Annotated in this window: 15 protein-coding genes; 2 read left to right on the forward strand and 13 right to left on the reverse strand. The window is 66.1% G+C overall.

The genetic code is table 11. The features are described from left to right. The first annotated feature begins 64 nt into the window (after nt 1–64). Nucleotides 65–1,228, forward strand: a complete 1,164-nt coding sequence (gene earP / locus U9J39_RS26480) for an elongation factor P maturation arginine rhamnosyltransferase EarP (protein ID WP_326348535.1) — start codon at nt 65–67, stop codon at nt 1,226–1,228. A 204-nt stretch (nt 1,229–1,432) separates the two neighbouring features. Then, entirely contained in the window at nt 1,433–1,993 is a 561-nt protein-coding gene (gene efp / locus U9J39_RS26485; protein ID WP_010814696.1) for an elongation factor P, read from the forward strand. Between the two features lie 96 nt (nt 1,994–2,089). Here efp and nagZ read toward each other — a convergent pair whose 3' ends face one another. The 13 genes from nagZ to U9J39_RS26550 all read right to left on the reverse strand — a co-directional run bounded on the left by nagZ (nt 2,090) and on the right by U9J39_RS26550 (nt 14,121). Continuing rightward, a complete protein-coding gene (gene nagZ, locus U9J39_RS26490) occupies nt 2,090–3,139 on the reverse strand; it encodes a beta-N-acetylhexosaminidase (RefSeq protein WP_115710140.1) in 1,050 nt (349 codons plus the stop codon). Nucleotides 3,140–3,153: 14 nt separating this feature from the next. Next, entirely contained in the window at nt 3,154–3,576 is a 423-nt protein-coding gene (gene acpS, locus U9J39_RS26495) for a holo-ACP synthase (RefSeq protein WP_326348536.1), read from the reverse strand. Next, nucleotides 3,573–4,355 carry a pyridoxine 5'-phosphate synthase gene (pdxJ, locus tag U9J39_RS26500; RefSeq protein ID WP_326348537.1) on the reverse strand — a complete coding sequence of 261 codons (783 nt, stop codon included), beginning with the start codon at nt 4,353–4,355 and terminating at the stop codon, nt 3,573–3,575. Before pdxJ ends, acpS begins: the two co-directional genes overlap by 4 nt. A 38-nt stretch (nt 4,356–4,393) precedes the next feature. Further along, nucleotides 4,394–5,281 carry a DNA repair protein RecO gene (gene recO, locus U9J39_RS26505; RefSeq protein ID WP_326348538.1) on the reverse strand — a complete coding sequence of 296 codons (888 nt, stop codon included), beginning with the start codon at nt 5,279–5,281 and terminating at the stop codon, nt 4,394–4,396. 54 nt (nt 5,282–5,335) lie between these two features. Beyond that, nucleotides 5,336–6,271 carry a GTPase Era gene (gene era / locus U9J39_RS26510; protein WP_115680629.1) on the reverse strand — a complete coding sequence of 312 codons (936 nt, stop codon included), beginning with the start codon at nt 6,269–6,271 and terminating at the stop codon, nt 5,336–5,338. Beyond that, entirely contained in the window at nt 6,268–7,038 is a 771-nt protein-coding gene (rnc, locus tag U9J39_RS26515; RefSeq protein ID WP_326348539.1) for a ribonuclease III, read from the reverse strand. The genes era and rnc overlap by 4 nt, the downstream gene beginning before the upstream one ends. Before the next feature lies 1 nt (nt 7,039). Then, nucleotides 7,040–7,435: a DUF4845 domain-containing protein gene (locus tag U9J39_RS26520; protein WP_115680630.1), complete on the reverse strand. Its 396-nt coding sequence runs from the start codon at nt 7,433–7,435 to the stop codon at nt 7,040–7,042. A 47-nt stretch (nt 7,436–7,482) separates the two neighbouring features. Beyond that, nucleotides 7,483–8,382 carry a signal peptidase I gene (gene lepB, locus U9J39_RS26525; protein ID WP_111517561.1) on the reverse strand — a complete coding sequence of 300 codons (900 nt, stop codon included), beginning with the start codon at nt 8,380–8,382 and terminating at the stop codon, nt 7,483–7,485. A 98-nt stretch (nt 8,383–8,480) separates the two neighbouring features. Further along, on the reverse strand, nt 8,481–10,274 hold the full coding sequence (lepA, locus tag U9J39_RS26530) for a translation elongation factor 4 (protein ID WP_115710143.1): 1,794 nt from the start codon (nt 10,272–10,274) through the stop codon (nt 8,481–8,483). Between the two features lie 197 nt (nt 10,275–10,471). Beyond that, nucleotides 10,472–10,777: a glutaredoxin family protein gene (locus U9J39_RS26535; RefSeq protein ID WP_115710145.1), complete on the reverse strand. Its 306-nt coding sequence runs from the start codon at nt 10,775–10,777 to the stop codon at nt 10,472–10,474. A gap of 6 nt (nt 10,778–10,783) precedes the next feature. Next, a complete protein-coding gene (locus U9J39_RS26540; RefSeq protein WP_115710146.1) occupies nt 10,784–12,274 on the reverse strand; it encodes a DegQ family serine endoprotease in 1,491 nt (496 codons plus the stop codon). Nucleotides 12,275–12,403: 129 nt separating this feature from the next. Further along, nucleotides 12,404–13,483, reverse strand: a complete 1,080-nt coding sequence (locus U9J39_RS26545) for a MucB/RseB C-terminal domain-containing protein (RefSeq protein ID WP_116313279.1) — start codon at nt 13,481–13,483, stop codon at nt 12,404–12,406. An 8-nt stretch (nt 13,484–13,491) separates the two neighbouring features. Further along, the gene (locus U9J39_RS26550) at nt 13,492–14,121 is read right to left on the reverse strand and encodes a sigma-E factor negative regulatory protein (protein ID WP_115680635.1); all 630 of its coding nucleotides are present in this window, start codon (nt 14,119–14,121) and stop codon (nt 13,492–13,494) included. Nucleotides 14,122–14,157 lie beyond the last annotated feature (36 nt).

Consider the following 14,157-nt stretch of genomic DNA (forward strand, 5'->3'; position numbering starts at 1 on the left):
CGCGGCCTCTAAAATCGCAAGTTTAGAGCAATTCAACCGCGCGCCCCGCCGACCACCACCTCTCATGCCTATCCGTTCCTGGGACATCTTCTGCACCGTGATCGACAACTTCGGCGACATCGGCGTCTGCTGGCGGCTGGCCCGCCAGCTGGCGCAGGAGCACGGGCACGCAGTGCGGCTGTGGGTCGACGACCTGGCCAGCTTCGCCCGGCTGGCGCCGGAGCTGGACACAGCCGCCGCGATCCAGCACCTCGCCGGCGTGGAAATCCGCCCCTGGCATCCGTCAGCCGCGGCCGGAGAAGCGGACGGCACCGCCGGCGCAATGCCGCACGATGCCGTCATCGAAGCCTTCGCCTGCCACCTGCCGCCGGCGTTCCTCGAGCGCATGGCGGCGCGCGCGCCCAAACCCGCGTGGATTAACCTGGAATACCTGAGCGCGGAAGCCTGGGTGCGCGAACATCACGCGATGCCCTCGCCCCATCCGCGCCTGCCGCTGGTCAAGCACTTCTTCTTCCCGGGCTTCGAACCCGGCACCGGCGGGCTGCTGCGTGAATCGATGCTGGGCGCGCAGCGTGCCGCGTTCCTCGACGGCGCGGCGGCGCAGGCATCACTGTGGCACCGGCTGGGCGTGACCCCGCTGACCGATGCGCTGCGCGTGAGCCTGTTCGCCTACCGCACCCCCGTGCTGCCTTCGCTGCTGGAGCAATGGCGCGACGGCACCGAGGCCGTCCATTGCCTGGTGCCGGCCGGCCTGGCGGCCCGGCAGGTGGCGGAGTGGCTCGGCGCCCCGCTGGAGCCGCACCGGCCGCTCGCGCGCGGCAGCCTGTGCGTGCAGGCCATTCCCTTCGTGCGGCAGGAACACTATGACGAACTGCTGTGGGCCTGCGACCTTAATTTCGTGCGCGGCGAGGACTCCTTCGTGCGCGCGCAGTGGGCGGCGCGGCCGCTGGTCTGGCACATCTATCCTCAGGACGACGAGGCCCACCGGGTCAAGCTCGATGCCTGGCTGGAACTCTTCACGAAAAGCGGCGTGGCGCCGGCAGCGGCGGCCGCACTGGCCGATTTCTGGCACGCCTGGAACGGCTACGGCAATGCGCCCGACTGGCCGCGCCTGCGAGCGCAGCTGCCCGCACTTGCGGCGATCGCGCCGCGCTGGGAGCGGCGCTTGCAGCATCCCGGCGACCTTGCCGCCAACCTGGTGGCGTTCTGCGAAAATCAGGTAAAATAACCGGTTGATCCAAATGGCGACCGGGCCGGAGAACCAGGGCCTTGCCGGGCGTGTACCACCACGCGGGGCAATGGCTTAAAGCAAGCTGGGCACGGGGTCGCGAGCGCGTGGATCCGGGCTCTCGCGGGCTTACCGCGGGCACGCCGGCAGCGCGCCTTCGCCATTCCAAATTCCTAGACTTTATTTTTCAGGAAATCAGTTCAGATGAAAATCGCACAGGAACTCCGCGTCGGTAACGTGTTCATGATCGGCGGCGATCCGATGGTCGTGCAGAAGGCCGAGTACAACAAGTCGGGCCGCAACGCCGCTGTGGTCAAGATGAAGTACAAGAACCTGCTGACGGACGCACCGGGCGAGTCGGTGTTCAAGGCCGACGACAAGTTCGAAGTGGTGGTGCTCGAGCGCCGCGAATGCACCTACTCGTACTTCGCTGACCCGATGTACGTGTTCATGGACGCCGACTACAACCAGTACGAAGTCGAGAAGGACAGCATGGGTGACTCGCTGAACTACCTCGAGGACGGCATGAACGTCGAAGTCGTGTTCTACAACGACAAGGCCATCTCGGTCGAAATGCCGACCACGCTGGTCCGCGAAATCGTCTACACCGAGCCGGCCGTCAAGGGCGACACCTCGTCGGGCAAGGTGCTCAAGGGCGCCAAGATCAACACCGGTTTCGAACTGCAAGTGCCGCTGTTCTGCAACATCGGCGACAAGATCGAAATCGACACCCGCACCGGCGAATACCGCAGCCGCGCCAACTAAGGCGCTGGTCTGGCCCCGCTTCAGCGCGGGGCGTGCAATAAAAAATGGCAGCCTTGGCTGCCATTTTTGTTTGCGCACGACGCGCGGCGCACGCGTTCAGGCGATCAGCTCGTGTTCCTTCAGCGTGCGTAGTGCGGCGCGGTATTCGCCCTCCTGCTGCAGCTTGTTCCAGTCCAGCGGCTTGCGGCGCGCGAACAGCTTGCGGATACGGCGCTGCGAGGGCTTGCCGATCTCGACGTCGAGCTCGCTCAGCAGCTGGTCGGCGCGGTCGGGGTGGTTGCAGATCAGCACCATGTCGCAGCCCGCGCCCAGCGCGGCGCGCGCGGCCTCGGTGACGGTGCCGGCGACGCTGGCGCCTTCCATGCTGAGGTCGTCGCTGAAGATTACGCCCTCGAAGCCCAGCTGCGCGCGCAGCACGTCCTGCAGCCAGTAGCGCGAGAAGCCGGCCGGGCTGGGGTCGACCTTGGGATAGATCACGTGCGCCGGCATCACCGACGACAGCGACAGCCCCAGCCATTCATACGGGCGCGCGTCCTGGCCGAGGATCTGGTCCAGCGTGCGTTCGTCGACCGGGATCGCCACGTGCGAATCCGCCTCGACGTAGCCGTGGCCGGGAAAGTGCTTGCCGCAGTTGCTCATGCCGGCCAGCAGCAGGCCGTGGTTCAGGTGGCCGGCCAGCATCGACACCACGCGCGGGTCGGCGTGGAAGGCGCGGTCACCGATCACGGCACTGCGGCCGTAGTCGAGGTCCAGCACCGGGGTGAAGCTCAGGTCGATATCGCAGGCGCGCAGCTCGGCGGCCAGCACGTAGCCGCAGGCGACCGCCGCCTTGGTCGCGGCCAGCACGTCGCGTTCCCACAGTTCGCCCAGGCGGTGCATCGCCGGCAGGTGGGTAAAGCCGTCGGTCTTGCAGCGCTGCACGCGACCGCCTTCATGGTCGATGCAGATCAGCACATCGTCGCGCACGGCGCGGATCGCGCGCGTCAGTGCCTGCAGTTGCGCGCGCGACTCGAAATTGCGCGCGAACAGGATCACGCCGCCGGTGAGCGGATGCGCGATGCGGCGCGCGTCTTCCGCGTCGAGCTGCTTGCCGACGACATCGAGGACCACCGGGCCCGGCCGCTTGCCGGAATTCTTCTTGGACATGGAAGGGGTTGGGTTCACAAGGCTGTAGGTTGAGACGCCGCCGCGCCGCTGCGCTCGGCAATGGCGAAGGCGACTGCGTAATCATGTTCGTCACTGACACTGACCCGCACGACCAGCCCGCGTTCCGCCAGCCACGCAGCGAGCTCGCCACGGCACACCGCGGTGGGCTCGCCGGACGGCAGGTTCATCAGTTCCATCGCGCGCCACGTCATCGGCCAGCGCATGCCCAGGCCGATCGCCTTGGAGAACGCCTCCTTGGCCGCGAAGCGCGTCGCCAGGAACGCCAGGCCGCGCTTTTCCGAACGGGCCTTGCGGGCGTGGTATTTGGCCAGTTCGTCGGGGCCCAGCACCTTTTCGGCGAAACGGCCGTTGGTGCGCGTCATCACGCCCTGCACGCGCGCGATCTGGATGATGTCGGTGCCGATGCCGTAAATCACGCCGGGGTGCCCCCGGCAGGATATTGCGTGCCCAGGCGCGCGGCCACCATGATCGCCTTCATCTCGCGCACCGCGTTCTCCCAGCCCGCGAATACCGCATGCGCGACGATGGCATGGCCGATGTTCAGCTCCTTGATGCCCGGCAGTGCCGCGATCGGCTGCACGTTGGTGTAGTGCAGACCGTGGCCGGCATTGACCACCAGGCCGTGCTTCTGGCCGGCATCGGCCCCGTCGGCGATGCGGCGGAACTCGGCCGCCTGCTCCTGCGGCGTATGCGCATCGGCATAGCGCCCGGTATGCAGTTCGATCACGGGCGCGCCGCAGGCAGCGGCCGCAGCGATCTGGTCGGCGTCCGGATCGATAAACAGCGACACGCGGATGCCGGCACCGGCGAGCTGCGCGCACGCGGCCTTGACCTGTTCGAAGCGGCCGGCCACGTCCAGCCCGCCCTCGGTGGTCACCTCTTCGCGGCGCTCCGGCACCAGGCACACGTCCTGCGGGCGGATCTCGCAGGCGATGTCGAGCATCTCCTGCGTGATTGCGCATTCCAGGTTCATGCGCGTGGCCAGCTGCGGGCGCAGCGAGCGCACGTCGGCATCGCGGATATGGCGCCGGTCTTCGCGCAGGTGCAGCGTGATCAGGTCGGCGCCGGCCTGTTCCGCCAGCAGCGCGGCGCGAATGGGATCGGGGTACACCGTGCCGCGCGCGTTGCGCAGCGTGGCCACGTGGTCGATATTGACGCCAAGGTCGATGACGCCCGGATTTGCGTGGAAGATCATGCGAGCAGGTGCAGGAGTAAGTCGGAGGTTCTTGTCGGTCAGAGGTACTGCAGGTCGATCAGTATCTGGCGCGTCTTCAGCGGCGCACCTGGCAGATAATAATGCAGCAGGAACCGCATCAGCGCGCGGCTTTGCGCGGCAGTCTGCGCGCGGCTGTAGTCGTCCTGCGCCATGTCCAGCAGGGTCTGGCCCGAGACCACCGGCCACGTCGACGGATCGCTCGGCTGAGCCCGGCGCACGCCGCGCTCGGGCTGGTAGACATAGTCGAGGCCCGGCAGCACCCGCTCGCCGGTACTCAGGCACTGGTCGAACGCCACCGCGAAACCCGTTTCCTGCAGCAGCACGCGCTCGAAACTGCGCAGCACCAGGCCGGCCGGCTCACCATGCGCCAGCCGCGTCAGCGTCGACAGGTAATGTCGGAACAGCACCGGATGCGCGTCCTCGCGCGGGCAGAAGCGCATCAGCAGTTCGTTCAGGTAGAACGCCGACAGCAGCGCGTCGCCGGCCAGCGGCGGCATGCCGCCAACCCACTCGGCCTTGGTGAGGGTCTTGACCTCGCCGCGGCCACTCCATGACACCGAGACCGGGTGGAAGTGCTGCAGCACCGCGCGCAACGCCGAGTGCGGGCGCTTGGCGCCCTTGGCCACCATCGAGATGCGGCCGTAGTCGCGCGTGAACACGTCCAGGATCAGGCTGGTCTCGCGGTAGGGCCAGGCGTGCAGCACGAAACCCGGCTGCTCGGCCACGCGCGACTCGGGCCGTGCCGGCACGATGCGCATGGCGCGGTCCATCATCGCGCGCGCGGCGGCGTCGGCCATGCCGGGCAGCGCGCCGCTGTCGAGCAGTTCGGCGGCCTCGTCGACCACGGGGTCGGCGCGCCGGGCCTTGGGCGCGGGCGCGCGCGCGATGTCAGCGGTCTTGCTCACGGGGCGCTCGCTGGGGGCTCGCTGTCGGGTTGGGCGTCGGGATCGTTGCCAGGCTCACTCGTAGCCGTATGCGCGCAGGCCGGCTTCGTTGTCGGCCCAGCCGCTCTTCACCTTGATCCACATTTCCAGGTAGACCTTGCCGTCGAACAGCTTTTCCATGTCCAGGCGCGCCTCGGTCGAGATCTGCTTGAGCTTGCTGCCCTTGTTGCCGATGATCATGGCCTTGTGCGCATCGCGCTCGACCAGGATGGTGGCAAAGACGCGGCGCAGGCGGCCTTCGGTCTCGAACTTGTCGATGATCACGGTGCTGGTGTACGGCAGCTCGTCGCCGGTCCAGCGGAACACCTTCTCGCGGATGATTTCCGACGCCAGGAAGCGCTCGCTGCGATCCGTCATCGCATCGGCGTCATACATCGGCTCGCCTTCCGGCAGGTAGGGCCGGATGATGTCGAACAGCCGCGCGATATGGTCGCGGGTCTTGGCCGACATCGGCACCACTTCGCGGAACGGGAACAGCTGCCCCATCTTTTCCAGGAAGGGCATCATCACTTCCGAGCGGTTCTCGCCGATGCGGTCGAGCTTGTTGGTCACCAGCAGCACCGGCGTGTTCTTCGGCAGCAGCGCCAGCACCTTCTCGTCGTCGGCGCCGTAGTAACCGGCCTCGACCACGAACAGGATCAAGTCAACCGACGACAGCGTCGAGGTGACCGCGCGGTTCAGCGAACGGTTCAGCGCGCTGGCGTGGCGGGTCTGGAAACCCGGCGTGTCGACGAACACATACTGCGCGTCATCCGTGGTCTGGATGCCGACGATGCGATGCCGCGTGGTCTGTGCCTTGCGCGAGGTGATGCTGATCTTCTGGCCGACCAGCGCGTTCATCAGCGTGGACTTGCCCACGTTGGGGCGGCCGACGATGGCCACGGTGCCGCAGCGGAACGCCGCGGCCGGGGTATCCGCCGCGTCTTGCTGCGGATGGGTAGATTCGGTCATTCCTTCAACCTGAGAGACAGCTGCGGGTCCTGCGGCTGGGGTTGCTTGCGGGTCTTGCCGGTACGCTCGGCGCGGCTGCGCTTGAGCAGCTGCGGCACCAGCTTCTGGACTTCATCGAGCGCCAGCTTGGCGGCGGCCTGCTCGGCGGCGCGCCGCGACGCGCCGGTGCCGAACACCCGGACTTCCAGTTTAGGCACGGTGCACTCGACTTCAAACTGCTGGCTGTGCGCGGCGCCGTGTGTGGCGATTACGTTATATTGCGGCAGGGCAATCTTGTGGCCCTGCAGGTATTCCTGCAGCAGGGTCTTGGCGTCCTTGCCCAGCGTGCGCGGATCGACCTGCTCCAGGATCGGGATATAGAGCTTGCGGATCAGTGCGCGCGCTGCGTCGAAGCCGGCGTCGAGGAACACCGCGCCGACGATCGCTTCGAGCGCATCGGCCAGGATCGACGGGCGGCGGAAGCCGCCGCTCTTCAGCTCGCCCTCGCCCAGTCGCAGGGTGTCGGACAGCTGCAGCATCTGGGCGATTTCGTACAGCGCCTGCTGCTTGACCAGGTTGGCCCGCACCCGCGACAGGTCGCCCTCGTCGAGCTTGCCGAACATGCCATAAAGCATGTCGGCCACGGCGCAGTTGAGCACCGAGTCGCCGAGGAATTCCAGGCGTTCGTTGTGCTGGGCGCTGTGACTGCGGTGCGTCAGCGCCTGTTGCAGCAATTCGGGCTTGCTGAATCGGTAGCCGAGTCGTTGCTGCAAGGCGTCGAAGTTCATATCAGTGCTGCGTTCCTGAATAGGTAATCAACAGGCTCAGGGGTCCGTAGACAGGCACCTCGGTGCGGTACGAGAAATCGACCGACTGGATGGTGCCGTTATCGTCTTCCCGGATCAGCAGGTCCTCGCCCTTGACCGCGGTGATGCGGTCGATGGCGGCCTGCTTCTCGAAGAATTCGACCACTTCACGTTTGTTGGCGGCGCGCTGCTTGGCATAGCCGGCGGCGCGCTTGACCGAAAAATATTCCACCAGGCTCGGGATCGCGCGCAGGGCCGGCAAGGCCACGCCGACCACGAACACCACGATCACCAGCAGCGTCCACACGGAAAACCCGCCGGCGCCAGCCCGGCGCCATGCCGGATGGTTTCCTGCCCCCACCTTCCCAAATCGACCCATCGCGCCTGCCCTCTTTTTGTTGAGTGTTCTTGCGCCGCGTCAGATGCTTACTTAAACGATCCCACGCGTCCGAAATTGCCCAGGTTCATCCAGATCACGAATGCCTTGCCAACGATGTTCTGGTCCGGCACAAAGCCCCAGTAACGGGAATCCAGGCTGTTGTCCCGGTTGTCGCCCATGACGAAATAGTGACCTGCAGGTACCTTGCAAGTCACACCCTGCTGATTGTAGGTGCAGTTGTCCCGGTACGGAAAATCCGGATCCGCGCCGGCGATAAAGGCCGGGCGGTCGGCGTCGTTCAGGATGCCATGATCGACGCCGCCGGGCAGCTTTTCGCGGAAATGGCGCGAATAGGCCAGGCGCTCCTCGTCGAGGAAGTCCGGCAGCGCGGTGTACTCGGCCGGCTTGCCGTTGATGGTCAGGCGCTTGTTGGCGTACTGCACCACGTCGCCGGGCACGCCGATGACGCGCTTGATGTAGTCGAGCGACGGGTCCTTCGGGTAGCGGAACACCATCACGTCGCCACGCTGGGGCTCGCCCATGTCCATGATCTTCTTGTTCACCACCGGCAGGCGGATGCCGTACTCGTACTTGTTGACGAGGATGAAGTCGCCGATCAGCAGCGTCGGGATCATCGAGCCGGACGGAATCTTGAACGGCTCGACCACGAACGAGCGCAGCACGAACACCGCCAGGATCACCGGGAAGAAGCTGGCCGAATACTCCAACCACCACGGCTGGCGCAGCTTTTCCTCGGCCAGGCGCTTGCGCGTGGCGTCGGCATCGGCCGTGCCGAAGCTGCCTTGCAGGCGGCCCTGCTGCGAATCGAACTCGGCCAGCGCGAGCCGCGCCGAAGAGCGGCGCTGCCGCTCGAACACGAGCTTGTCGGCCACCCACGCCACGCCCGTGATCACCACCAGCACAAAAAGGATCAGTGCAAAATTCATGACGGCTTCTGGTTCTTGGAAATCCTGGTACAGCCTGTTCTGTCACCACGCCGGCAAGGCTGCAGGGCATGGCCCTGCCCCTGCCCTGCGCGCGGCAATTATTTGTCGTCGACTTGCAGGATGGCCAGGAAGGCCTCCTGCGGAATCTCGACGGTGCCGACCTGCTTCATCCGCTTCTTGCCCGCCTTCTGCTTTTCCAGCAGCTTCTTCTTGCGCGAGATATCGCCGCCGTAGCACTTGGCCAGCACGTTCTTGCGCAGCGCCTTGACGTTTTCGCGCGCGATGATGTTGGAGCCGATGGCGGCCTGGATCGCCACGTCATACATCTGGCGCGGAATGATCTCACGCATCTTCGCCGCGACTTCGCGCCCGCGGTATTGCGAATTGGAGCGGTGCACGATCACCGACAGCGCGTCGACCTTGTCGCTGTTGATCAGGATATCGACCTTGACCACGTCGGACGGCCGATATTCCTTGAACTCGTAATCCATTGACGCGTAGCCGCGCGACACCGACTTCAGGCGGTCGAAGAAATCCATCACGATCTCCGCCATCGGGATCTCGTAGGTCAGCTGCACCTGCTTGCCGTGGTAGCTCATATTGATTTGCGAGCCGCGCTTCTGCGTGCACAGCGTGATCACCGAGCCGACATATTCCTGCGGCATATACAGGTTGACGGTGACAATCGGCTCCAGGATCGCCTCGATCTTGCTCGGGTCGGGCATCTTCGCCGGATTTTCGACGGTCATCATGGTGCCGTCGCGCATCTCGACCTGGTACACCACCGTCGGCGCGGTCGTGATCAGGTCCATGTCGAACTCGCGCTCGAGGCGCTCCTGCACGATCTCCATGTGCAGCAGGCCGAGGAAGCCGCAGCGGAAGCCGAAGCCCAGTGCCTGCGACACCTCCGGCTCGAACATCAGCGAAGCGTCGTTCAGGCGCAGCTTTTCCAGCGATTCACGCAGCGCCTCGTATTGGTTGGCTTCCACCGGATACAGGCCGGCAAACACCTGCGGCTTGACTTCCTTGAAGCCCGGCAGCGGCGCTTCGGCCTTGCGCTGCACGGTGGTGATGGTGTCACCGACCTTGGCCGCCTTCAGTTCCTTGATGCCGGCGATGACAAAGCCCACCTGCCCGGCGGTCAGCGCGTCGCGCTGGATCGACTTGGGCGTGAACACGCCCACCTGCTCGACCAGATGCTGCGCGCCGGTGGCCATCAGCAGCACTTTGTCCTTGGTGCGCAGCGTGCCGTTGACCACGCGCACCAGCATCACCACGCCGACGTAGTTGTCGAACCACGAGTCAATGATCAGCGCCTGCAGCGGCGCGTCGGCGTCGCCCTTGGGTGGCGGCACCTTGGCGATCAGCGCCTCGATCACGTCCTGCACGCCCTGACCGGTCTTGGCCGAGCACGGCGTGGCATCCTGCGCGTCGATGCCGATGACGTCCTCGATCTCCTGGATCGCGCTGTCCGGGTCGGCCTGCGGCAGGTCGATCTTGTTCAGCACCGGCACCACTTCCACGCCCAGCTCGATCGCGGTGTAGCAGTTGGCGACGGTCTGCGCCTCAACCCCTTGCGAGGCGTCGACCACAAGCAGCGCGCCTTCGCAGGCGGACAGCGAGCGGCTGACTTCATAGCTGAAGTCGACGTGTCCCGGGGTGTCGATCAGGTTCAGGTTATAGATCTTGCCGTCGCGCGCCTTGTAGCTCAGCGCCGCGGTCTGCGCCTTGATGGTGATGCCGCGCTCTTTCTCGATATCCATCGAATCGAGAACCTGCGCTTCCATCTCCCGATCCGACAGCCCTCCGCAAAGCTGAATGATCCGGTCGGCCAGGGTGGACTTCCCATGGTCGATGTGGGCAATGATCGAGAAATTACGGATATGGTCCATCTAATGTTCAGGGAAGCGCCGGCTGAGAGCCCGGGCGGCAACAAGCAGTGGAGCGGCCCGGCGCCGCGCGCCGCAAGGCGTGCGCGGGCGTACCGCGGGTTCGGGGGGCACAAATTTTGCGCCAATCCGCAATTTTACCGGATTTTCAATGACTTCCGGGTCGTCATCTGGTGGCGTGGCGCGGATGCCGGCGCGGCTCAGCGGGCGGTGCGTGTAGCGCCATGTGCGGCAAGCCATACCCTTGTCGCCGCTTCATCCAGGAAATAGTGACAAAGGGGCGCGGCATGCGCCGACGTGTCCGCCGGCAAGTCCGCCGGCGTGCCGGGCATCAGCACCGGCACCAGCTCGCCAAAGCGCGCCTCCAGCGCGGCATCGGCGTCGACATCGACTTCATGCAGGGTAAAAGAAAAATCGCGCCGGAGCGGCTCCAGCGCGACTTTCATGTCTTCGCAAAGATGGCAGTACGCCCGGCCGTAAAGCGTCAGCGCGGGCGTGGATACCATGGCGGGTCAGCGGGTCGAGGCGGCGCCCGGTCGCAGCGTCAGCACCTGGGTGGCGTCGCCGCGCCGCACGAACACCGCGGCGATCCGGCTCTTGTCCAGGCCACGCACCAGTTCGTTGAACTGGCGTGCGTTGGTCACGTCGGTGTCGCCCAGGCGCAGGATGATGTCGCCCGGACGGATGCCGGCACGCAACGCCGGGCCGTCGGCCACTTCGACCTCGACGCCGGACTTGAGCTTGAGCTCTTTCAGGCGCGCCTCGGGCAGGTCGTTGACCACCAGGCCCAGCGCGTTGGGCTTGCCGGCCTGCGGCGCGCTGTCATCCTTCGGCGTCGCCCCGCTGCGGGCGCGGGCCTTGCCGTCCGGCTCCAGCTCGGTGACGGTGATGCTGACCTCGCGGGTCGCGCCCTTGCGCCACAGCTGCAGCGGCACGCGCGTGCCGGGCTTGGTCTCGCCGACCATGCGCGGCAGGTCCGAGGCCCGCTCGATGTCGCGGCCGTTGAACTTCAGGATGATGTCGCCCGCCTCGATGCCGGCCTTTTCGGCAGGACCGCCCGGCTCGACACTGCCGACCAGCGCGCCGCGCGCACGGCCCAGCCCCAGCGAATCGGCGACTTCCTTGGTGACATCGCCGATCGCCACGGCAATGCGGCCGCGGGTCACACGCCCGGAGGACTTGAGCTGCTCCGACACGCGCATGGCCTCGTCGATCGGGATCGCGAACGAGATCCCCATATAGCCGCCGCTGCGGCTGTAGATCTGCGAGTTGATGCCGATCACTTCGCCGCGCAGGTTGATCAGCGGCCCGCCGGAGTTGCCCGGATTGACCGCGACGTCGGTCTGGATGAACGGCAGGTAGTCGCCGGTGTCGCGGCCCTTGGCCGAAACGATGCCGGCGGTCACGCTGTTGTCCAGCCCGAACGGCGAGCCGATCGCCAGCACCCACTCGCCGGCGCGGACCTTGTTGGAATCGCCCAGCGGCAGGCGCGGCAGCCCGCTGGCCTCGACCTTGAGCAGCGCCACGTCGGTGCGTTTGTCGGAGCCGATCAGCTTGGCCTTGAATTCACGCTTGTCCGGCAGCGTCACGTAGATGGTTTCGGCGTCGGCCACCACGTGCGCGTTGGTCATCACATAGCCATCCTGGCTGATGATGAAGCCCGAGCCCACGCCGCGGCTCTGCTCTTCCTGCTGCGGCGGCTGGCCGCGGCGCGGCGGGGTGCCCGGCGCCGGGGCGCCGGGCATCGGCACGCCGAAGAAGCGGCGGAAGAACTCGGCCATCTCGTCGTCGCCGCCCGGCACGCCGCCGCGCTGGCGCACCAGCTCGGTGGTGCGGATATTGACCACGGCCGGGCTGGCCTTCTCCACCAGGTCGGTGAAGTCGGGCAGGTTGTAATTGGAGGCAGCGGCCTGGGCGTGGCTGACTTCGGCAACGGTCGGGCCGAGCAGCATCATGGCAGCCATGACCACGGCCCGCGCCAGGGCTGGAGATCTGAACATCATCGACAACTCCCGGGATTCAGCGAAAAGAAGAAAAACCGACTGGATGGGATCCCGTGGCGGGGACCCCTGCGCAGGTTTCATGGAGCCGGCCCCGGACGGAATCCGGGCGCCGGCCGCACCGGCTCACGCTCAGTGTACCGTCTTGGGCGGACGGTACTCTACGGCCGTCGCAAACTGGCGCACGGTGCTCGCCGGCACCTCGCCCACCACGGTAATCCAGAAATCGGCAACCCGGCGCACCACGACCTGGGTCGCGCCGAGCGCGGCCACGCCTTCGCGGCGCGCACGTTGCTCGGAAACCGGCTCAATAAAGACCGACAGGCCGGTCAGCCCGTCGCTGTAGACGACCTGCAGCACTTCGAACACCTGCCCGCGGGCATTGCCCGGGTTCGGCGCGCGCAGCTCGCCGAGCGGGCGGCGAACCTCGCGGATCTTCTGGAACCCCTTGAGCGGCACCGCGATCGACCAACCCTCGTCGGCGATGTTGGTGGGCTGGTAAGTCACCTCATAGTGGTTCCAGTTGCTGGAATTCTTGATCGCGCCAAGGATGCGCTGCTTCTCGGAAGGAACCCCGATCTGCACCTGCGAGAACGCCACCTGCTCCAGCACCTTGCCGCCGTCGCCGATGGTCTGCGCGCGCATCAGCAGGCCGGAGTTCTTCTCGGCCCACAGGCGCACCGCGTAACGCGCGGCATCGTGAGGTTCCAGCGCAAAGACCTCGCACTCCATGCCGGCCACGCGCTCGGCGGGCATCTTGCGCATGTCGTACAGGTCCAGCACATCGTTCTTGTTGGTGGCGAGCAGCGCCGGGAAGCGGTCCTTGGCTTCCTGCTTTTCCACCACCACCAGCTTGGCTTCGGGGATCAGGCTGTGCACCACGTCGTTCTGCCGCAGCACTTCGCGCGGCTTGCCGTCGAGGGTTTCCAGCCGCTCGTATTCGTTGTGGACGAGGTCGCTGTAATGCTGGATGCGCGAGGCGTGCATGACGCTGCCGCGCTGATAGATCAGCGTGCCGACATAATTCTCGCGCTGGGCGGCTTTATGGATCTTGTTGAGCCAGGCAGTGGCGTCGCGTCGGTTCAGCGTATTGTCCGAAGGCTGCGCGGTGGCCGCGGCAGCGCTCAGACACAAGGCCAGAAAAAAGGACCTGCGCAGGGCCCTAATTCTCTGCGCGCCCGCTACATAGGCGGACGAACCTCCTTTATGCATGTCCGGCATTATTCCTGCGTATTTTCCTGAGTGAAGTTCGCACCGTTGGCAACCGTGCGCATGGACGGCACGAAAGCATCCGTTGCCACTGAAGTGCGATGCGCACGCAGGTATTCGTCCAGGCGCGGGTCGCGGATCATCTGCGGCGCGTCCGCGGCAACCGTGACGATGCCGGTGGCCTGGCCGGCGGCCGGCTGCTCGGCACGGGCCACCACGGCGTCGGGCGTTCCGACCGTGGCCGGACCGCGCAACTGCGGCACCACCACCCAGCTGACCGCGGCCACGGCGGCGGCGATCGCGGTGCCCGGCATCACGCGGCGCACCCACGACGGCCTGACCAGCAGGCGATGGCGGGCGCTGGCCTGCGCCACGGCCGGCACCAGCACGTGCGGCTCGGCTTCCAGGCGCGCGGAGAAACGCGAGAGGAAATCGGCGGTGGAGCCCGCCTGCGTCAGGTCTTCGGACCGCAGCGCGTCGCCGATCAACTGGTATGTGGTCCAGTCCGAAATGCCGGCCTCGCCCTTCGCGAGATCCAGCACGGCATCGACTTCATGCGGCGCCAGTTCGCCATCCATCAATACGGAGATCTGCTCCGCTGCTTCCACTACATGAACCGACTGCTTATGAGCCTGACCCATTTCCCACCCCAAGACATTCCATTGAACACCGATAAT

It is taken from the genome of Cupriavidus sp. SS-3, from assembly GCF_035818815.1.
In the GTDB taxonomy this organism is placed as follows: domain Bacteria; phylum Pseudomonadota; class Gammaproteobacteria; order Burkholderiales; family Burkholderiaceae; genus Cupriavidus; species Cupriavidus taiwanensis_C.